The sequence below is a fragment of the Mesorhizobium ciceri biovar biserrulae genome, from assembly GCF_001618845.1.
Lineage (GTDB): Bacteria > Pseudomonadota > Alphaproteobacteria > Rhizobiales > Rhizobiaceae > Mesorhizobium > Mesorhizobium ciceri.
In genome coordinates, this window is the sequence record NZ_CP015065.1 from 436233 (window position 1) to 455922 (window position 19690).

The 19690-nt window shown below is 58.8% G+C and carries 21 protein-coding genes and 1 pseudogene; 14 read left to right on the forward strand and 8 right to left on the reverse strand.

The window, feature by feature from the left end:
* Positions 1 to 4 precede the first annotated feature (4 nt).
* The 4 genes from A4R29_RS31925 to A4R29_RS31940 all read left to right on the forward strand — a co-directional run bounded on the left by A4R29_RS31925 (position 5) and on the right by A4R29_RS31940 (position 4300).
* Positions 5 to 1750 carry a type I secretion system permease/ATPase gene (locus tag A4R29_RS31925; RefSeq protein ID WP_063170807.1) on the forward strand — a complete coding sequence of 582 codons (1746 nt, stop codon included), beginning with the start codon at positions 5 to 7 and terminating at the stop codon, positions 1748 to 1750.
* Positions 1750 to 3060, forward strand: coding sequence for an HlyD family type I secretion periplasmic adaptor subunit (locus tag A4R29_RS31930; protein ID WP_013525075.1), 1311 nt, complete (start codon positions 1750 to 1752; stop codon positions 3058 to 3060). The genes A4R29_RS31925 and A4R29_RS31930 overlap by 1 nt, the downstream gene beginning before the upstream one ends.
* Positions 3061 to 3477: 417 nt before the next feature.
* The gene (locus A4R29_RS34760) at positions 3478 to 3762 is read left to right on the forward strand and encodes a hypothetical protein (protein WP_244506998.1); all 285 of its coding nucleotides are present in this window, start codon (positions 3478 to 3480) and stop codon (positions 3760 to 3762) included.
* 226 nt (positions 3763 to 3988) lie between these two features.
* The gene (locus A4R29_RS31940; protein WP_063174022.1) at positions 3989 to 4300 is read left to right on the forward strand and encodes a hypothetical protein; all 312 of its coding nucleotides are present in this window, start codon (positions 3989 to 3991) and stop codon (positions 4298 to 4300) included.
* A gap of 347 nt (positions 4301 to 4647) precedes the next feature.
* Here the strand turns inward: A4R29_RS31940 and A4R29_RS31950 are convergent, their stop codons facing one another.
* The 3 genes from A4R29_RS31950 to A4R29_RS31960 form a co-directional block, all read right to left on the reverse strand.
* Complete coding sequence (locus tag A4R29_RS31950) at positions 4648 to 5019, reverse strand: nuclear transport factor 2 family protein (RefSeq protein ID WP_063174023.1); 372 nt, start codon at positions 5017 to 5019, stop codon at positions 4648 to 4650.
* Between the two features lie 107 nt (positions 5020 to 5126).
* Positions 5127 to 5741 (reverse strand): class I SAM-dependent methyltransferase, encoded by a 615-nt coding sequence (locus A4R29_RS31955; RefSeq protein WP_024504651.1) that lies wholly within the window; start codon positions 5739 to 5741, stop codon positions 5127 to 5129.
* Positions 5742 to 5920: 179 nt separating this feature from the next.
* Positions 5921 to 6235, reverse strand: coding sequence for a YMGG-like glycine zipper-containing protein (locus A4R29_RS31960; protein WP_013525070.1), 315 nt, complete (start codon positions 6233 to 6235; stop codon positions 5921 to 5923).
* Between the two features lie 266 nt (positions 6236 to 6501).
* Between A4R29_RS31960 and A4R29_RS35250 the strand changes: the two genes are divergently transcribed.
* Positions 6502 to 6696, forward strand: a complete 195-nt coding sequence (locus tag A4R29_RS35250; RefSeq protein WP_244506999.1) for a recombinase family protein — start codon at positions 6502 to 6504, stop codon at positions 6694 to 6696.
* A 369-nt stretch (positions 6697 to 7065) separates the two neighbouring features.
* Positions 7066 to 7251, forward strand: coding sequence for a recombinase family protein (locus A4R29_RS35255; RefSeq protein ID WP_027161844.1), 186 nt, complete (start codon positions 7066 to 7068; stop codon positions 7249 to 7251).
* Positions 7252 to 7286: 35 nt separating this feature from the next.
* Here the strand turns inward: A4R29_RS35255 and A4R29_RS31970 are convergent, their stop codons facing one another.
* The gene (locus A4R29_RS31970) at positions 7287 to 8342 is read right to left on the reverse strand and encodes a sensor histidine kinase (RefSeq protein ID WP_063170811.1); all 1056 of its coding nucleotides are present in this window, start codon (positions 8340 to 8342) and stop codon (positions 7287 to 7289) included.
* Positions 8339 to 9778, reverse strand: a complete 1440-nt coding sequence (locus tag A4R29_RS31975; RefSeq protein ID WP_024504654.1) for a DUF7125 family protein — start codon at positions 9776 to 9778, stop codon at positions 8339 to 8341. The genes A4R29_RS31970 and A4R29_RS31975 overlap by 4 nt, the downstream gene beginning before the upstream one ends.
* A gap of 256 nt (positions 9779 to 10034) precedes the next feature.
* On the opposite strand from A4R29_RS31975, the gene A4R29_RS31980 reads away from it, so the two are divergent.
* The 4 genes and pseudogenes from A4R29_RS31980 to A4R29_RS31995 form a co-directional block, all read left to right on the forward strand.
* Positions 10035 to 11951: a hybrid sensor histidine kinase/response regulator gene (locus A4R29_RS31980; RefSeq protein ID WP_063174094.1), complete on the forward strand. Its 1917-nt coding sequence runs from the start codon at positions 10035 to 10037 to the stop codon at positions 11949 to 11951.
* A 733-nt stretch (positions 11952 to 12684) separates the two neighbouring features.
* A complete protein-coding gene (locus A4R29_RS31985) occupies positions 12685 to 13068 on the forward strand; it encodes a hypothetical protein (RefSeq protein ID WP_063174024.1) in 384 nt (127 codons plus the stop codon).
* Positions 13069 to 13110: 42 nt separating this feature from the next.
* A complete protein-coding gene (locus tag A4R29_RS31990) occupies positions 13111 to 13356 on the forward strand; it encodes a DUF6894 family protein (RefSeq protein WP_063174025.1) in 246 nt (81 codons plus the stop codon).
* A gap of 393 nt (positions 13357 to 13749) precedes the next feature.
* Positions 13750 to 14085 (forward strand): annotated as a pseudogene (locus A4R29_RS31995) (Crp/Fnr family transcriptional regulator); the annotation flags it as partial.
* Positions 14086 to 14462: 377 nt separating this feature from the next.
* Here the strand turns inward: A4R29_RS31995 and A4R29_RS35670 are convergent.
* Together A4R29_RS35670 and A4R29_RS32005 are read right to left on the reverse strand one after the other, a co-directional pair.
* Entirely contained in the window at positions 14463 to 14786 is a 324-nt protein-coding gene (locus tag A4R29_RS35670; protein ID WP_395316774.1) for a DUF6894 family protein, read from the reverse strand.
* Positions 14698 to 15441, reverse strand: a complete 744-nt coding sequence (locus tag A4R29_RS32005) for a Crp/Fnr family transcriptional regulator (RefSeq protein WP_063174095.1) — start codon at positions 15439 to 15441, stop codon at positions 14698 to 14700. Before A4R29_RS32005 ends, A4R29_RS35670 begins: the two co-directional genes overlap by 89 nt.
* 1091 nt (positions 15442 to 16532) lie before the next feature.
* Here A4R29_RS32005 and A4R29_RS32020 point away from each other — a divergent pair.
* From A4R29_RS32020 to A4R29_RS32040, 3 genes are all read left to right on the forward strand, one after another.
* Positions 16533 to 16763 (forward strand): hypothetical protein, encoded by a 231-nt coding sequence (locus A4R29_RS32020; RefSeq protein WP_063174028.1) that lies wholly within the window; start codon positions 16533 to 16535, stop codon positions 16761 to 16763.
* Positions 16763 to 17005, forward strand: coding sequence for a DUF982 domain-containing protein (locus tag A4R29_RS32025; RefSeq protein WP_063174029.1), 243 nt, complete (start codon positions 16763 to 16765; stop codon positions 17003 to 17005). Before A4R29_RS32020 ends, A4R29_RS32025 begins: the two co-directional genes overlap by 1 nt.
* 791 nt (positions 17006 to 17796) lie before the next feature.
* A complete protein-coding gene (locus A4R29_RS32040) occupies positions 17797 to 17985 on the forward strand; it encodes a DUF982 domain-containing protein (protein WP_244507000.1) in 189 nt (62 codons plus the stop codon).
* 597 nt (positions 17986 to 18582) lie between these two features.
* Here the strand turns inward: A4R29_RS32040 and A4R29_RS32045 are convergent.
* On the reverse strand, positions 18583 to 18804 hold the full coding sequence (locus A4R29_RS32045) for a DUF768 domain-containing protein (protein ID WP_013525056.1): 222 nt from the start codon (positions 18802 to 18804) through the stop codon (positions 18583 to 18585).
* A 429-nt stretch (positions 18805 to 19233) separates the two neighbouring features.
* Here A4R29_RS32045 and A4R29_RS32050 point away from each other — a divergent pair, with 429 nt between their 5' ends.
* Positions 19234 to 19485 carry a hypothetical protein gene (locus A4R29_RS32050; RefSeq protein ID WP_063174031.1) on the forward strand — a complete coding sequence of 84 codons (252 nt, stop codon included), beginning with the start codon at positions 19234 to 19236 and terminating at the stop codon, positions 19483 to 19485.
* Positions 19486 to 19690: the final 205 nt, after the last annotated feature.

Genomic DNA, 19690 nt, shown 5'->3' on the forward strand with positions numbered 1-19690 from the left:
GACGATGTCTCACTCCCGCCCTTCTGAGCCGCCGCGAACAACGCTCACGGCCGTATTGGCTTCCTTTCGGCGGGCATTCGCCGGCATCGCCTTGATGAGCGGGGTCGTCAATGTCCTGGCGCTGACCGGCTCGTTCTTCATGCTGCAGGTCTACGATCGCGTCATCCCCGGCCGCAGCGTGCCGACGCTTGTCGGCCTTTGCTTGTTTGCGGGCACGCTGTTCCTCTTCCAGGGCGTTCTTGAGCTGATCCGATCGCGGCTGCTGGTGCGTATCGGCATGGCGCTCGATGCGCGGCTCAGCGGGCAGGTCTACACCGCACTGATGCGTCTGCCGTTGCGCACGAAGCTTCCCGGCGATGGCTTGCAGTCATTGCGGGACCTCGATCAGGTCCGATCGTTCCTGTCGAGCGCTGGGCCGACCGCGCTGTTCGACCTGCCCTGGATGCCGCTTTATCTCGCAATCTGTTTCCTGTTCCATTTCTGGATCGGCATGACCGCGCTCTTGGGCGCCATCATTCTGTTTGCCCTGACCTTACTGGCGGAACTACGCACGAGGGAGACGGCGAAACGTGCTAACAGCCAGGCCGCTTCGCGCAACACGCTGGCGGAAGCGACACGCCGCAACGTCGAGGTGCTTCAGGCAATGGGTTTTGGCCCACGCATTGCCGATCGCTGGTCTGCCGTCAACGACGACTATCTCAAGACGAATGCCAAGGCGAGCGATTTGGCGGGGACGCTCGGAACGATTTCGAAAGTCGTGCGCATGATGCTTCAATCCGGCATCCTGGCGATCGGCGCCTGGCTCGTCATCCATCAGGAGGCAACAGGAGGCATCATGATTGCCAGCTCGATCATAATGAGCCGGGCGCTGGCACCGATTGAACTCGCGATCGTGCATTGGAAGAGCTTCGTCAGCGCCCGCCAGGCCGGGGCCCGCCTCACCCACCTTCTGGGGCTGCTGCCCGAGGCTGCAACAACTGTCTCGCTGCCGCCGCCGTCGTTTCGCCTCTCGGTAGAGCGCATCAGTGTGGCGCCGCCGGGCGAGCGCCGCCTTGTCGTCCAGGATGCGGGCTTCGTGCTGGAGAAGGGCGCCGGCCTCGGCATCATCGGTCCGAGCGCTTCGGGAAAATCCTCGCTCGTCAGAGCCATCGCCGGCGTCTGGCTGCCAGTGCGCGGTACCGTCAGGCTCGACGGTGCGACGCTCGACCAGTGGTCGTCGGAAGACCTAGGCAAGCATGTCGGTTATCTGCCGCAGGATGTCGAGCTGTTCGACGGCACCATTGCCGAGAACATAGCTCGCTTCGAACCCCGGCCCCCCTCGGACAAAATACTGACCGCTGCGCGCGCCGCCGGTGTTCATGATCTGGTGGTTCACCTGCCTGAAGGTTATGAAACGCGCATTGGCGAGGCCGGGTCGGCGCTTTCGGCGGGCCAGCGACAGAGGGTCGCTTTGGCGCGTGCTCTCTATGGCGATCCGTTTCTTGTCATACTCGACGAGCCGAATTCCAATCTCGATGCCGATGGCGAAGCCGCCTTGACGGCGGCGATCCAAGGCGTGCGCGACAGAGGCGGCATGGCCATCGTGGTGGCGCATCGCCCGAGTGCATTGCAAAGTCTTGACCAGATCCTTGTCATGACGAACGGCAGCATTCAGGCCTTTGGCCCGAAGAATGAGATCATGACCAATGTGACCCGTCCCATCAGCGTTCCGTTGAAAGTTGTCCCAAGTCCTGAAGAGGCGGCGCTCTGATGCCGGAGAGGGCGACATCGGTGATCGACCGGGCCATTCGACGTTATCTGCTTGGCGGCATTGCGACCTCCATCCTACTGGTCGGTGGAGCGGGCAGCCTTGCCGCCGTGATCGACCTCTCTGGCGCGGTCATTGGATCGGGAAAGCTGGTTGTCGATTCCAGCGTCAAAAAGGTGCAGCATCCGACGGGCGGCGTGGTCGGCCAAATCTTCGTGCGCGAAGGCGATGCCGTGCAAGCGGGACAGGTTCTGATTCATCTGGATGAAACCGTCACCCGCGCCAATCTGGCCATTGTCACCAAGAGCGCGGATGAACTCGATGCCCGCCTGGCACGTCTCAAGGCCGAGCGCGATGGTGCGGACGCCATCGGTTTTCCGCCGTCGCTGATGTCTCGGCGGGACGATCCGGATGTCAGCGGAACAATGGCCGGAGAGCAGTCGCTCTTCGAGTTCCGCCGGCAGGCACGCGCTGGCCAGAAGGCGCAGTTGGCGGAACGTATCTCCCAGCTCGCCGAAGAAGTCTCCGGCCTGACCGAGCAAAAGGACGCCAAGAGCCAGGAAATCAAGCTGATCGGAACCGAGCTCGCGGGCATGCGCACATTATGGGAGCGCAAGCTGGTCTCGATCGATCGCATCACCGCGCTCGAGCGCGAGGCCGTGCGGCTGGAGGCTGAACACGGGCAGTTGATCGCGGCGATAGCGCAGTCGAAAGGTCACACGTCGGAAATCCGCCTGCAGATCATCCAGATCGATCAGGATCTGCGCAGCGAAGTCGCCACGGAGCTGCGTGAGGTCCAGGCAAAACTCTCGGAGCTAGTCGAACGCAAGGTATCGGCCGAGGACCAGCTCAAGCGCATCGACATTCGAAGCCCGCAGGCCGGCGTCGTCCTTCAGCTTGCCGTACATACGATTGGGGGTGTCATCACTGCGGGCGAACCGGTCATGCTCATCGTGCCGGTCGCGGACCGACTGACCGTCGAAGCCCGTGTCGCTCCACAGGACATCGATCAGCTGAAACAGGGGCAGGAGGCGACGCTGCGGCTTTCGGCCTTCAATCAGCGGACCACGCCTGAACTCAACGGAAGCGTCAGCAAGATCTCCGCCGATCTCAGCACCGACGAGCGCACCGGCGCCGGTTATTACACCGTGCATATCGTTTTGCCGCGCACGGAACTTGCCAGACTCAAAAGACTGACCCTGGCGCCCGGCATGCCGGTCGAGGTGTTCTTCACGACCAGCAGCCGCACGATGCTGTCCTATCTCGTCAAGCCCCTGGCCGATCAGATTCAGCGAGCATTCCGGGAGGAGTGAAGCGCGCCTGGGCTGCAGCGACCGGCCGCTTCCCGCCGCGAGCATTCATCGGCTGGGAAATTGGCAGAATGCTGCTTTCGGTTTATTGATCCTCGACGACTCCCTGCTGGCCTCGATCCACTGGCCGCCTCCGAGGTAAAAGGCATGGGGACGTCGAACGCGGGCACGTTGGCTTCAATGCTCAACCGGCCTAGGGGTTAAGGACCGAGTGGAGCCGCGCCTTGAGGGTGGCTGCAGCATGCCAGGACATAGCCGACCGAGTTCTGCCGCGTCCGGCATGGCCAAAAATAGGAATTGACCCCTCGCCCGAGTCAATTCTTGCTTGACATTTATGTTCCCGTTCTGTTCACTTCCCGAGCCTGCCGGAAAGGCCAACTGCCATGCTCATGCCGATCATCACGTAAGGCGCTCAAAGGGATGAACCTGCTCAACGGCGAACTTAGGAGCGACTTGATGTGCTCCCTCCATCACGCGTGCGACACGCTAGGAGGAACCGCGATGGGAACGATGTACTTCAATGCCGAGGTCAAAGCCGAGTTGCACTCTGAAGCCGTGAAGCTTGTCGCCCGCTACGAAAGCCCGCTTGAGACCGTGAAGGCGCTGATGGCCTACAACCGCGAGCCAGAGACTCAGATACTCGCCATAGCCCAGGCATCCGGGGATAGGTTCCATTGGCTACGACGATACCCTGTTGTAGGATGACCGGCGTGGACATTGCGAAGTCCCGCCCTGCGGCTAGGATAGCGCGGATGAACGGAACGACCTCCGAGGCAGCTTGTGCTGACGCACTCGCGGCGCTCCGCACGGCAGGGCGAGGCCGGGAAACGAAGTTGCCCATAAACTGATCGGAGGAGACTTGGTATTGCGACCCCTCGCGCGACCTCGGCAGGTTGAATCGTTCCCGGCGTGACAGGAGAGCTTTTTAGCCATGCATGACCTTATCGCTTTCATACAAAGCAACTCTGCGCTGGTGGCGGCTAACCCGTTGGCCTTTGCTACGTCTGCCGCATTGTTCGGCGCCGGCGGATTTGCCGTGGGGCGCTATTTCCTTGCGGAGCGCATTGCCAATCTGGAAAGCCGGATTGCGCGGCGCGACGAGGAGATCACGGACCTGAAGGCCAAGCAGAAAGCACCGGACCCGGAAGGCCCTGTGCCTCTATTCGAGATGACAGAGATGCTTCCCCCTGCGCCGTTCAACTTCAACCGGCTGTTGGTCAGCGGAAAAACCCTTCCAGGTTGAATAGTTTACTCTCCCAACAGAAAGCACCAGGCTGATCGTGGTCACGGCCTTCCACCGTCATGAGACCGGCGACCTGCAAACCGGCAAGCATGCTGGCCTCATTGCGTGGTCGCGCGAGGGTAACCCTTCGGTGGCTTATGGCGAGCCGACGACTCTGTTTGCGGGTGGCGACGTGCCGGACATGGAATAGCTGGAGGTGGTTTCATCCTTGGCAGCTACTTTGAATGCGTTCCGGAATTCTGAGGTTGGCATTTCGTCGGCGAGTGCAGCGATGCAAACGTGCATCGCGTAATCCACCTGTTTTGGAATGCGGGACAACGAAAAGATCCGACAGGAATGCCAACCCCCTACTCCACGATCTTCCAGTATGAGTCCTTGCGGATCACCTTTCCGTCACGAAATGTGTAGAAATCGCAACCTCGAACTTCCTTTTTGACGCCCTCGCGGGTGGTGCCGGTGAGGGTCCATTTCGACATGCCGGTGCTGGCAGCCTCGTCCGCAAAGTGCTGTCCACTGCCGTAATGCACATCGGGCAAACCCTCAAAGCGTGTCGCTAGCGCGTCTCGTACGCTGCGCTTGCCCTCGCAGCGCGTTCCCCAAGGCTCGGCCCCCCTTGGCATCTCCAGAACGCAGTCGTCGGCAAAGAACGCCATGATGCGGTCCAGATCGTGCGCATTGAAGGCCTCGCAAAGCTCCGTCAATGTGGCTCGAATGTCCATTCGCGAACGGCTCCTCGGATTTCGAAGTAGGTCACTGGCGGCGGATCCGGTCAAGTGTCCAGCCAGACACCCTGGCTATGACCGGGATGGAGCGCGGCTTCCACCACTCACCCCTTCTTAGCGAACGCCCAGACCATCAGCGGGTATTCCTCGTCGTTACTGAGATCCCGCCACAGGCCGTAGGCGCGAACAGGGCCACCGATATGGGCCCTGGCGCAGGCCTTGTTGCCCCAGCCGTGGACCTTGACGTTGGCTTCGGGGAAGCCGCCGTCCACCATCAGCTGCTTGAGACCGGCGGGCGTCCATCTGTTGTAGTCGTGCGGTCTGGCGTGCACGCGAAACAGGAAGGGCGTTGCCACCATCGCCCAACCGCCGGGTCGGGTCATGGCGTGGATGTTCCGCACCGCCGCCTGCGGACGCTGCACGTGTTCCAGCACCTGGTCGGCGATGACGATCGAATACTGCTCATCGGTGCGGTCGTTGCAGATGTCGAAGGCGGGGAAGTCGACAGAGCGGTAGTTGGAGCACATCGTGCGCCAATAGCGGTTCCAGCCGGGCGAGATCTCGATCACGTCGGAGGATTTACGGTTGCTGGCTTCGAGAAAGAGGCTGAAAGCCTCGATCTGGCGGATACGCAGCCAGTTGCGGGAATCATAGCCAAGCAGCCGCTTGGCTGCCTGTTTGCCACGGCTCTTCAGGGTGCCGGCAAGGCTCTCAGTCATCACGACCTCCAGAGACCCGCCGTCCTTGCTGGTAGCACTATGTTATGGGCAAAAGATGACAACGCAGCGCCGCCGCCGGCGGCGCGACCAGAAACAATGTACCAGCAGGGCCACCGCCCCACAGTGGAGCTTCCGTTCCCATTTCCCACTCAGACAACGGATGAGCAGACTAACCCTGCTTAATAATCGCCGTTGTAGTACCTGTCGTCGCACGGCGCCGTGTAGATGCGGCCGCGGCGGTCCTGGTAGCGGCACATCTGTTCGCCGCGACGCTGCGGCGTAGTGGCCGAGCCGACGACGGCGCCGAGCAGGGCGCCGCCGGCAGCGCCGATGAGCGTGCTTTCGGTGTTGCCGCCGATGGCCTGACCGACGAGGGCGCCGCCAGCGCCGCCGATCAGAGCGCCAGTTCCGGCCCGCTGCTGGCCTTCGGTCTGCGCGCACCCGGCCAGTGCCGCGGTCATCAGCACGGCGGCTATGACTTTGTGAACGTTCATGTAAGGTCTCCCTTGAAGGCCTGATATCCCTATGGCTTGCCACCTGCGGCTGCAATGCGGCGGAACGGGGGCACGAGCCGTCACGATAAAAGACATGGTTTCTCGGGTGTTGATAGAAGCCTGCCTGCTATTTTCCTCGCTTCTCGTTTTATGGCGACAAGTCCCAGTCGGTACAAAGTGTCGATCATTGTGTAACGAGATTGAAGCCTCATACCGCTAGGATCGTCCGGTTCAAGCGGACGTTCAATCTGCCTTCCAGGCGCTAAATGATGGAACAGGCGCACACGGTCCGTCGACCTGCTGAGAACGCACAGCGCGTGCGCGCAGCTCAATACCTGCGAATGTCCACCGACCACCAGAGCTATTCGATCGACAATCAGAAGGATGCAATCCGTGCATTCGCGGATGCGATGAACTACGACACCGTGGCCACATACGAGGACGCCGGTCGCTGCGCTTGAACCTCGAAGCAAAGGCTGTTGGCGGATGTCGAAACGAAGAACGCGGATTTCGAATCGTCATCGTCTACGATGTGAGCCGCTGGGGGCGATTCCCGAACCCCGATGAGAGTGCGTCGTACGAGTATCGGTGTCGTGTTGCCGGCGTTGAATTGAATATTTTGGCGAACAGTTCGCAAACGATGGCAGCATCGGATCAGACCTGCTCAAGGCGATAAAGCGCACGATGGCGTGCCGAGCACAGCCGGGTGTTGTCGGTCAAGGTGTTTGCCGGCCAGTGCAGGCTCGTTCGAATGGTGACACCGGCAGGGAGGGTCGGCCGGCCTGGGCCTGAGGCGCCGGTTCATCGACCAGCTTGGGTGCACAAAGACCATGCTCGCTCTCAAAGAGTACAAGGGCCTCCAGACGGATCGGGGCATCCTCGTGCCTGGACCACCTGATGAAATTGCGACGGTGCGCTGGATCTACCATGAATACGTGAAGGCTGGTCGGACCGAGCTTCAGATTGCGCGGTCGTTGAATGCCAAGGGAGTGGTCACCGGTCTCAACCGACCTTAGAATTTCCGCTGCCCAAATTGTAGGCGCTGCCGCGATCAGCCTAGCCGTTCATCGGGTGCAAGGCGGGACAGTAGGCCGCGAATAGAGAAACGCAGGCCATCCGACGCGAAAACAAGATCTGGAGCCTCTCCAAATAGGCTGGTCAATGCGGCGCGCATATAGCGTGTTCCATATCCTACTCGCGAGGGTTGAACTACCGACGGTCCTCCTGATTCGATCCATCTCAGCGTCAGCACTGGTTCCGAACTCGCCGTTATATTCCATTCCATTCGTATCCTGCCTTCGGGGCGGGACAAGCCGCCATATTTAATGGCGTTTGTTGCTAGTTCATGAAGCGAGAGGGCGAGAGTTGTACCGGCATCGCGCGAAAGCAGCACCTCGGGTCCGTCGATCGTGATGGCAGTTTGTTGCTTGGAAAGGTATGGCGCGAGGACCGATTTTGCGACATCCGTTAAGGCCACGGTCTCGCCACCGGCAGCAAAAACTGCAGAATGAACATCCGACAAGGCTCTCAATCGCCCTTTGAAGTCTTCTGCAAGCCCTTCTGCCGAGATCGCACCGCGCCTGGTCATATCGAAGATGGATATGACGGTCGCCAGGATGTTTTTCACTCGATGATTTAGTTCAAGGCGGAGTTCCGTCTCCCGCTCAAGATAGTCACGCACGTCGCGCTGGCGAATTCTGGTGAGGAGTGCCGACTGGATTCCGCTTATTAGTTCGAGCGCAGCCACTGGACGCTGATAGTATATCTGACGTGAACGTGGCCAGGCAGCGCTCAGCGCCGCTTGGATGCGTGACTGCTGTGCCCCACGGTCCAACAAAACAACGATTGGAATTTCCGACCAATTCGGCTGCGCCTGAAGGAAACTTTCAACTGTTGCGATAGCCTGAGGATTTAAGGCTTCATGGGTAACAACCAGCACTCCAGGAGACAGTGCAAGCAATCCCTCTAAGTCCTCGGGGCTCGCCGCTCGAGCCCGTAAACCACGTTCCTGCAGCAGGGAGGCGGTGTAACCAGCATCCTTGCGGTAAGGCGCCAAAATGAGCACCCAATCCAGTGTTCCCAGCCCGTTTCGCTCGACGTCGCTCACGTCTCGGGCAGAGGATTGTAAGCAACCACGGAAACGCCGGAACTCGCGATGAAAAGTTCCCGGACATCGAGATCGTGGGGACCGTGGCGTTTCTTGACGACCGTGATATTGCGCCTAAGGCGGCCTTCATGCTCGGACATGCGCAGCAGAAGCACGGTGTCGCCGAGAAAACTGACGTCCACGTCGATTCCAACATTCTGCCCGAGCAAGCCATGCTGGGCGACAATGAGCATGGTTAGCACGTCAGCGCGAGCGAGATGTTTCAGGAGAGACTGGATGTCCAGCACCGCCTTTTCCCGGTGGGGAAGAGAATTCAGATAGCCGGTGAAGCTGTCAATCACGACTACGCGGGTATTGTTGCGACTGACGACTTGCTGCACAATCTGGCCGAACTCTCCGGGCGAGATTTCGTTCGGACTAAAATCGTAGATGACGAGTTGGCCATCCCTGTAGAACTGCCGAAGATCCATCCCAAGTCCCTCGGACCGGCGAAAGAAAGTCTCCAGCCGCTCCTCAAACAGGAACAGGGCCACGCTTTCGCCCCGCTGAAGCGCGGCAGTGGCGTAAAGCGACGACATCGTCGACTTGCCTGTCCCCGACTGACCAATCACGAGCGTTATGGTTCCCGATTCCTGGCCGCCGCCGAACATCTCGTCGAGAGCGTCTACCCCTGACTTGATCAGCTGCGGCTTGGTCACTTCGGCAGGCGACCCGGGCACAATCCTCGGAAAAACCACAACGCCTTCGCCTTCGCGAATAGCCATATCGTGATAACCGTCTGCAAACGGCACACCGCGCAGTTTGCTGACTTCAATACGCCGCCGCACGCCGCCGTAGTCCTCGAGAGATTTATCAAGCCGGATCACGCCGTGGGCAATGCCCTCGATTTCCTCGCCATTGTGATCGCCTCCGCTGGTCTGGGTGTCGAGCAACACCGCCACAATGCCCCGCTTGGCCAGGAAGGCCTTGAAACCAATCAGCTCGCGCCGGAACCTCGGTGTGTCGCCGGTAATCAGCCGGATCTCGAGCAGCGAGTCATAAACAAGCCTGTGTGGCTTGTGTTCTTCAATCGCGCGTTCAATCGCCTTGCGCGTCTCATCCAATCGAAGGTCCGCAGTCTGGAAAATCGTCTGATCGGCCGCTCCGCTCAGGGTCTCCGAAGCGGACAATTCCTCAACGCGGATGCCATCAAGCGTCCAGCCGTGTGAGGACGCAATCGCTTGCAGTTCGGCGGCGGTTTGCGAAAGGCTGACATAGATGCAGCGTTCACCGGCTGCCACACCAGCGCGCAGGAATTGCAACGCCGCCGTCGTCTTGCCTGCGCCTGGATCGCCTTGCACGATATAGAAATTTGAAGCGGGCAATCCACCGCGAAGAATTTCGTCCAAGCCGGCAATGCCGGAACTTACAACGGGCTGCTTCTTTCGCTCGGTCATTCCGCCATCGTCTCCAAACAGGAATCGCAAGCCGCCAGTATCACAGGTTCGAAGTAGAACTGGGTGGAGCGATCGGCGGCCCGGCCCGGTATCTGAAATTCCAATTTCTGTAATGGCCGCGCCCCCGTCAGGCAAGTAGCTCGTTGCAGGCCACGGCAGTCACGGCCTGTGCCACAGCGCGCACGCCTTCCCATCGTCTGTGGAACCATCCAAGACGCCAGCAGTTTCACAGAGTTAACAAATGAACGGATGGGGTATGATTCAAGGAACCGTCGATAAAGCCGATGAGGATCGCTACCGCGTTCTCGTCGAGGCCGTTACTGATTATGCGATCTATATGTTGGACCGTTCGGGAACCGTGACGAGTTGGAACGCGGGGGCCGAGCGGTTCAAAGGCTATTCCGCCAGCGAGATCATCGGTCAGCATTTCTCGTGCTTCTACACGGAGGAGGATCGCGAAGCTGGTCTTCCATCGCGGACTCTGGAGACAGCAGTCCGCGATGGCAAATTTGTGACCGAGGGCTGGAGGGTTCGTCGCGACGGGACTCCTTTCTGGGCTCACGTTGTGGTGGATCCTATACTCGATCCAAGCGGCAAACTAACCGGCTTCGCCAAAGTCACCCGTGATCTTACCGAGCGCAAGAAAGCGGAGGAGGAAATCCGGAAAAATCAGGAGCAGTTCCAGCGTCTGGTTCAGGGCGTGACGGACTACGCGATCTACATGCTTGATCCTGGAGGCGTAATCACGAGCTGGAACTCGGGTGCAGAACGCATCAAAGGTTACTCGGCCGACGAAATAATCGGCAAGCACTTTTCTCAATTCTACACGCCCGAGGATCGCGAGCGAGGCAGTCCGCAAAGTGCCTTGGAGATCGCCGCCCGTGAAGGGCGAGTTGAGCGCGAAGGCTGGCGTATACGCAAAGACGGCACTGCGTTCTGGTCGCACGTGGTCATCGACGCCATTCGGCACGAGGATGGCGAACTCCTGGGGTTCGCGAAGATCACACGCGACATTACGGAGCGGAAGAAGGCGCAGGAGTCCTTGGATCAGGCACGTGAGGCCCTTTTCCACTCCCAAAAAATGGATGCGATCGGCAAACTGACGGGCGGCGTCGCTCACGATTTCAATAATTTGCTGATGGCGATTCTGGGTAGTCTTGAGCTGCTCCGCAAACGGCTTCCCGACGATCCACAATTGCTGCGTCTTCTCGACAACGCGGTGCTCGGCGCGCGACGGGGAGCGTCCTTGACGCAGCGCATGCTGGCCTTTGCCCGGCGGCAGCAACTCGATCCAAAGCCTGTCGATTTGATAGGGCTCATAGACGGAATGAAGGATCTCTTGGAACGATCGCTGGGCTCAAGGGCGATCATAGAGACGAAATTTCCGCTCTCGCTTGATCGTGTGATGGTTGATGAAAGTCAAATCGAACTCGCATTGCTCAATCTGTGCGTCAATGCCAGGGACGCGATGCCTGGCGGCGGAACGATCGTCATCTCCACTCGGATGGAACAGGTCGGCGAAAGCAAAGAGGCTGGCTTGGCCCCGGGCCCCTACGTCTGCCTCTCGGTAGCAGACGCTGGCGAAGGAATGGACGAAGAAACACTAGCTCGGGCGACAGAACCGTTCTTCACCACAAAAGGCGTAGGCAAAGGCACGGGTCTCGGTCTGTCTATGGTCCATGGGATGACAGAACAAATGGGCGGGCGCCTGACGCTTAGGAGCCGCAAGGGAGCAGGAACGACGGCGGAACTGTGGCTGCCGGTGGCCACCGCGAGCTCGGAAGTCGCGCGCGGGCCGGATGTTCTTGCCGAGGAAGCCATTGAGACGGCGTCGCTGCGGATTCTGGCAGTGGATGACGATGCGCTGGTCCTTTTGAACACCGCGGCAATGCTCGAGGATCTCGGCCATACTGTCGCGGAGGCGCATTCTGCGGCGGCAGCCCTCAGGTTGCTGGAGGAGCAGCCGTTCGACCTCGTCATAACGGATCATGCTATGCCGAAGATGACGGGCCTGCAGCTATCGAATACGATCAAAGTCCAGTGGCCGAACGTACCCGTCATTATAGCAACGGGCTACGCCGAACTCCCGGGGACTCGCGACATCAAAATTCTCAGCAAGCCGTTTACTGAAGAAGAATTGGCGAACGCAATAGCAGCCGCTAATGTCGCGTAGGGTCGCCTTAGAGACCACCCCCTTTGAGTTCCTTGATGCGTCAAGCTGGGACAAGACCCTCCAATATTTTTCTCTGAGAGTACTTGCGAAGCGGCAACCTGCTCGGCGGTCAGAAGGGAGTTTTCTATGGAAAGTGTACGTTCAAGCAGCCGATTCGTGCGGGAGGACGACTTCGTTCTTCGAAAGATCGCTCTGGTCGCCTGCCCTACCAGCCTATGCCGCACTTAGCTCTCGGATCTAACTGTTTGCAAGGAATTGGGAACCCGCGAGGCGTTGTTCTCGCAGTCGCGCAGTCAAGCAGGAGTGCGGACAGGGCCTACCCAGCAGCGAAACAGAAGCGCTGGCGCTGGGTCTTCACCGGGGCTAAGGGCCATGTACGAGCTACCCTGCATGTCCGATTTTCAGCCTGCGCTAATATTGTAAATGAATGGTGACTGTGCGCACCGACTTCTCCGGGTCGTTGTGTTTGGCGTCCCTGTGGTTCCCGAAGGGCCGATATACTCCACCAGCGCGAGGCATGACCGCTCAGATTCTGTTGGTCGGCGCCAGGGTTCGCGCACCTCTGCGCCGGCCGCCACGGCACTTTGAGGTGAAGTGCCGCTCACCGGAGCTAGAACCCAGCAATTGGCCGACAATCGCCGAATAGCCGATTGGTTGAAAACGTACAGCGAATCCGTTGGGGTTATGCTGGACAACGGGGTAAACAATTCCTTTCGCTGGAAGGGAGGCCGCGATGGTTCGAACGCATTTAGAAGTTGCACAAGCCGTAATCGCAACCGGCTATCTTGTTCGGCATAATTCCATGATCGGAACTGCCAAGTTTCGCCATGACGTGGATCGTTCAAGGCGCGCAATCGAGACATCGCGCGAACTGCTCAAACGCCTTCGCCAACGTCACCACGATGACATGGCGCGAGGGTGGGAAGATCCGGGCGTGGCAAGCGTCGCCGTCTCCGCCTTTGACGCCGACATTCTCCGCTCGGCATTCCGAGAGTTGGTCAGGCAAACGGGTGTGCCTGAGTATCAATGGCGTGATCTGGCCACGAGCCTGGCACATGAATTCGCCGGGTGCGAGCGAATGGAAACTGGCCTGGTGGATTGGATCACCAGCAAGTAGCGCTACAAGGAAACCTTTTTGGGGGTTCGGAATTAGGGTCGCATGGCCCGCTTCTTCTTTGATTTAACCGACGATGGCGAAGTCTTTCCCGATCCTGAAGGAACCGAAATTGCGAGCCGGGAAGCCGCTGAAGATGAGGCAGCAAGAGCGTTGCTTGAAATGGCCAAAGACCGGATGCCGGACGGCACTTTCAGAGAGGTTGCCATCCATGTCCGCGATCACACCAGCAAGCTCCTATTCACCGTGAAGGTCACGGTCGAGTTGGTGCGTGAGCCGCCCGATAGATGAAGACGCGGCCCTAGCTATTCATTATGGCTGCGCACCAACGCCAGCGGCATGCCGTCGCTGAGGCTGACATCATCCTTTCCGAACATCACGTCAACGCGCCGCATTATTGCTGAGTCCCACTAGCTGCTACAGCGGCTAGTCGAGAAGGCAGGCGCTATCCAGCCCTAAGGGGAGAGCTGGTTCCTTATTCCACCGGATAATGTCGACATCCTTCCAAGATGCACATCATGCCCGCTTTTGCCTCGATCAGGAAATAGTCAGATTCGTACGGAGCAGAGTCTGTACGATTCCAACCCTTTAACTTTGTACACCCCTGATTTGTAATTGGGCGGCCGAGGGGCCGCCGTGCATCAGGTTGCATTTCACTGTCAATCGCGCGCCAGAGGGCGTATCCTGTTGCGCTATGTCCACTACTTCCACATCCAGACCAGCTATACGGCCCTGATCAACGCAAAATCAAACCTTGAAGAGCGGTTGGCGCGCTGGCTTCTAATGTGTGACGATCGGGTCCACGGCGAGCGCCTTGCGATCACCCATGAGTTTCTTGCCGTCATGCTTGGAGCAAGACGCCCAGGCGTTACCGTTGGGCTGCAAGTGCTGGAAGGACGTGGTTTCATCTATTCTCGACGTGGCGAAGTGCACATCAGGGACCGCAGCGGACTTGCGGCCTGCGCAAACGGCACCTACGGCAAGCCAGAAGCCGATTACGTTCGGCTAGTTCGATTATAGCGCTCTAAGTTCGATTATAGCGCTCCAAGCATGCCGGACGTAGACCGCAGTGATCCAACCCTGGGCGCGCACGGATGTTCCGGTCTTAACACTTTCTTGCCCAAAGAACAGCCTCGCGCAGGCCAGGCCCATGCAAGACGCGCGTCTACTCGTGATCGAGGTCTTCTGGGCGCTGAGACCGCGCACCACCATGAGTCCCGCGCGACCCGCCGATTAGCCTTCCTCGGCGCTATTGACGTTCGCAAACCGACCGGCTCATTGGTTGCGGCACAACGGTCCCGGCGGTCTGTCGTAAGGCCCCGCCGATGCGTACGGCGGGTTCGCACGCTGGAGCCCCTGCGCGGCTACACAGCGAACCCGAGTAAGCTCAAAGCCACTCAGCTTCCCTGAAGGGTGATGCTCAAGCTCAGCAGCCTTTCACCAGCCTCGTCCCTGACATAGATCGCCAATTGCTGGCCATCGGGGTCCTTGAAGAATTCAAGCGCCAAATCTCTGAGCCCGTCCATGCCCTCTCGGCATGCTTCCTCGATCCCATCACATTCGATCCCCTCATCGTCTTTTATGAGCTCGTCGCGGACACTGCTGTCAAAGAAATATCGCCATGGAACACCTCTATTGGCGCAACACGTCAGCGGCCCTTTGGTGCAGATACATCCCATCAAAATCCCCGGCGCGAACGAGCCCTGACCAGTCGGTTGCATGAAAATGCGAGCCCACGGTGGATATCAGGCCGTCGCGTCTAAGATCCTGAAGAACTCGGTTCACGTGTACGGTGGAAAGGCCGAGCGCATCACCAAGCGCAGCCTGCGTTATCGGAAGGCGGGCCACATGATCTTCTATGCGGCCGACTGCGCGGAGGCGGACAATAAGTTCGCACAAAATATGAGCCATGCGAGTATAGGCGTCGCGTCTTCCGACGTTGGTGACCCACTCTCGATAGATCGCCGCATCGACAAGCGTCGAGCGCCAAAACACTGTGGTTATCGAAGGGTGCTGGTCGCAAATAGAGCGAAGAGCGTCGTGCCGCATGAAGCCCACCCGAGAGGGCATTAGAGCCGTAAAGGTGCAATCCATGACCGACAGACGCAGTCCATGAAGGTCGGGAATGTCGCCGGGAACAAAAAAGGAGGTGATTTGGCGTTTGCCGTCGCCTGTCATTTTGGTCGAGCCTATCATGCCGTCAAGAACAACAAACGAAAGCGTCGGCTGGTCGCCATCGCGCAGAATGTCTGCGTTGGCCTGATATTGCTTCTCCTCAATCCGGGCATTTCCCAAAATTGCAATATCTGGTTCTGCGAGTTCCGAGATGGTCTGGAGCTTGCGTATCAAAATGTTCGAGGAAGGAACCTGCGCCATGAAGAACCTGTTGGGGTTGGCGCCCAACTTACAGCGGGCGCTAATGTTCCGCCGCGCTGCCCAGAGCAGACGACCCGTGGCCAGCCAGCGCGACCGACCTGCTTTCTTGCCAGCGTCGAGACGTCACTATCATAGTTGATTGTGGCTGCCGCTGACCTTGCGTAAGGGACATCCATCGCAATCGTCTAACAAGGAAATGGTCTGTTGTATCCGGGCCGATTTTTGGAGCCGAGCGATGTTGAGATGCTGGCCCACGTTTGTCACACGGTCTGCAACGAGTGCGGCGTACCTCTCGCTTCGGAGAGAGGAGAGCGCATAGCTGCGCACGTGCTCAGGCTGTTCATGAACGGCTTGACTGGGCCGAATGAACTGCTTGACGCTGAGAGGAACTGGGCTAGGCGGCCTGACCTTCCGGTCGAGCAGATTGATATCAACTACACAGGTATGAGAAAGGCCGCGTGATCCAGTTTGGTTTTTGCAGCCGAACACCGGCACTTGGGGAGATGCCGCGTGACCGGGAACAAACCTTGCTTTTGAGAGTTTGTAGAGCCGTTTCAGCGGACGACTGACCGAAATGCTCCTCGCCGTGAAGAGTGCCATCTCGAGGGCCGTTTTGGCTGGCAGGCGTGCCAGTGCGGAAGTGTTCGGTGTGGTTGACCTCACGACCAAAGCGGGTGCCAAAATCGCTCCCCTCACCTTGGGAATGGCCATTCAATTCGTGGCGAACGCATCGGTGCTGGATACGACGTTCGCCGAGCCATGGTCTTCTACGGCGAACCGGCGACGCCGAGCCTAAGGGCGAGAGAGTGCGAACGCTTATGGGCGCAGTTTGGCGGCGCGCTCCTGCGACCGTAATCCCACCATCTTCCGGACGATGTATGTCCGAACAGGCACATTCTTCCTTCGGGGTGGCCGACCTTCCGCGCTGTGTTTGGATGACCATGAGCGCCCATGGATGGTCTGATGACAGCGCACAGACCCAAGAAGGTCGCGCCCGTTACTACCCGCTTTGTACGCTTCTGGTACTTGTCTTTTTCAGAAAGTGCGCCACAGAATAGACGATTGAGGTTCTGTCTCTCTGGGAGGATGGGATGGACATTCAAACACCTGTCCGGCCTGCGCAGACGACGGCCAAGGAGCTGGTTCGAGAAGTCCTTTTGGGCCCTCAACCGGGCGCCATCATTTCCGTGAAAGCAACCATTACAGCAGTGCGCGAGCGCGGCCTTTATCTCCATGAGACGGACTGCCAGTTGGTCGCGATGATCGTCGATTGTGCCACGAAACGGGAGCTTTTCGTTGCGTTCGACGTGCGCGAATCCTGATGCCCCTTCGTTGGTTCAACCCGCCTGTCTACGTCAAGACCGACAGACCGGGATTCCGCCTTGGGATCAGCCGTATCGACACTGCCGCCGAGGAACTACTGAAGTGGTCCAACCGTGGCCCCAAATGGCGACTGGCGGCGGAGGCCTGCCTGACGGCGATGGATGGCAAGATGCCGACCAACGACTTCCGTGTACTCTTCGAGGATGCGGCTGAGGAGGAGGAAATGCTGCTGCCCGAGTAGCAATGTTAGGGGCGTCGAGGAACATTCGCAGCCGGCCACCGTTGCATGCCCGGATACCAACGAGCGAAGCTGGCGTCGAATGAACTCAGGTGCCGTCCTGGTCGTGGAGGATGAGAGCCTTATCCTCCTGGATATCGAACACTCGCTGCGTGAAGCCGGGTTCGAGGTGATTGCCGCTATAAAGGGGACAATGCCATCGCGGCCTTTGATCGTAACCCGGATGGTGTCGCAGCCCTCCTGACCGATATAAGGATCGGAGAAGGCCCCACCGGCTGGGACGTCGCCCGTCACATGCGGACCGTCAACCCCAGTTTGCCAGTCATTTACATGAGTGGCGATGGTGCGGAGGACTGGCCGTCACTTGGAGTGCCAAACAGCCTCATGATAACCAAGCCGTTCGTTATGCCCCAGATCATCACGGGCCTCGCAAACCTTCTCAATTCACAAGCAGGGCTGGCAGCTCCTGGCTGACGTGCCCCCCAGTCACACGATCCCCTCGCTCGGACATTTGCATCAGACATTCCGATCTCCTAAATTAGCCTCGTGGTGCAACTGCGATACGGCTTAAGGCAAGACTCGGACGAGAGCTGGACGGTATTCGACGTGTTTACCGGACAGCCAGCCGATGCATGGGGGGCACCGGCGGAATATTTGGATCAGGAATACGCCGAAGATCTGGTAGGCATACTGAATGCCGAAGACCTCAAGCGTCGATTGTCGCGAGGGAGGGTCGTATGATGGCAACCCACTGGTTCACCCCTCCGGTTCCCGTCATCGGGGAGCGACCCGGCATGACCTACAACGTCAACAGCGTGGAGGCCGCTTCCGAATATCTGGTGAAATGGACGAAGCGTGGCCTTAAGTGGAACCAAGCTGTCCGCGCCTGCATGGCCGCTATGGCTGGTGAGGCGACGGCTCAAGAGGCGCGGAGGTGCTTCGCGGAGGGGCAGTTCCGAGCTGCTCATGAAAAGACTGACTAGCCCGCCACCCCGTCGACACCTGCGGGCAGCATTACCGGATGGGTAGCTCGCTGAAGACCAAGCCAGATACAAACGTGGCGGAGTTCACGGGCCGGACCTAAGTCCCGCCGCCAAAACGCATTGGTCCGAGCTTGGCTTCCGGTAAGGAACTGTCTCGGGAGATCGATGTTGCGTGGGCAGCCACAGCTACGTCCCTCCCCGCGGTCGTCGGTTCGCACGGGGGGCGAACCCTAGCCTTGAAAGGGATTGTAGCGTGGGATGGACCTATGACTACCCAATCTTCTACAACCGTCACGGGGCTTACCCTGACCGCAGTTTGCCGGATGGATCAAACTCCCCACAAAGGACTTTCAATGCCCATACCTGACGAGTTGGGAGATGCGGAGCTCGTTTTCGACTGCCCCAAATGCTGCCATCCTATTGTAAGGCGAGGATCATGGTTCAAGGTAATATCCATGTTTCGTTGCGAGGCCTGCAATGCCAGGATTCGTCTCGGCTACCCAGACAAGCTGGTGTTGTTCGAACGGCATCGCCATCTGATAAAAATCCCACCAGCGGATGCATCCGCTTTTTGAACGGGACCGTAGCTCCGCGGACCTACTCTGGAATTCCGGCGTCGAAGTGAGCGATGGCTTCGACGAAAATACGGTAAAGGCTATCCACATCCTCATCCAGCTCTATTCTCTTGATGCCGACCGCTTTGGCGTCGGCCAGGAGCTTGTGGGTGAGTTCACCGATTGAGACCGCGTCGGGAGGCGCCGTCTCTGGGATGTCGTTAGCAATCCACTTGTGCAGAAAGTTGATGCCGCGTGTGCTCATCTAAAGTTCCACCAGCCGCGAAGAGCACAGAACGCAAGCACAGCGACAGCGGCCGAGATCAGAATTCCTTTCGGGTTCTGCCACCTTGGTGGAGGGCGAGGTACTAGTTTCTCGGCATGATCGCTCATATCGAGACAAGCTACGCCGGGAGATTAGGTTCCGCTTATCTTTGACGCGTTCGGTCATCGGCAGGGCTGCCGAAGAGGCAAGCTGGACAAGAAAACCGCAGCTAGTCGGCTTTATGCCTACCGCTTAACCTTTGTTATTGCAGTGGTGCTGCCCTGCGGTATTTACGCTGCGCCGCTGCGTCCTATGATCGGTCAGCGAGAGCTTCCGAAACTTGAGCACGTGAAGGAATGGACCTATTTTGGGTGATGCCGATGCTGGTCATTGTCCTTTCGAGTGTCGCGAACGCCGCAGATCAACAGGATGGATTTGATCGTGAAAGGAAGCCGACCGAGTATTTCGTTGTTGGATTTCGACATACTCTCCCGGGCTCTTACGTCAGCCATCCGGGATAGCCCGGACTCCAATTGGAAGGTCCAGGCGCGCGAGCTTGTGCGCCTCTACACCGGCAAAAAGTCAGCCGACGAAAATTTGATCGCAGCATTGGTTCATGCCAATCGCGCCCAGTTGGACTTGGAGGAATCCAAGGCCGGTCGGCCCGGCAAGATTGATTGAATACCTCCACTTGCTCGACGTGCTTTATCACCGGATTCTGGATGGCGTTTCTAATGCAAGGCTAGAAATGCAGCGCGACGGAATTTGACCTCACAACGCCTCACCTCAGCTCAAAACACGCTCAGCACCAGCGGGTGCTGCATGGAATAGTTCCGGCAAATCGAAGTTCGGCTCCGAACGGAGACGGACATGGCAGTGACCCAAC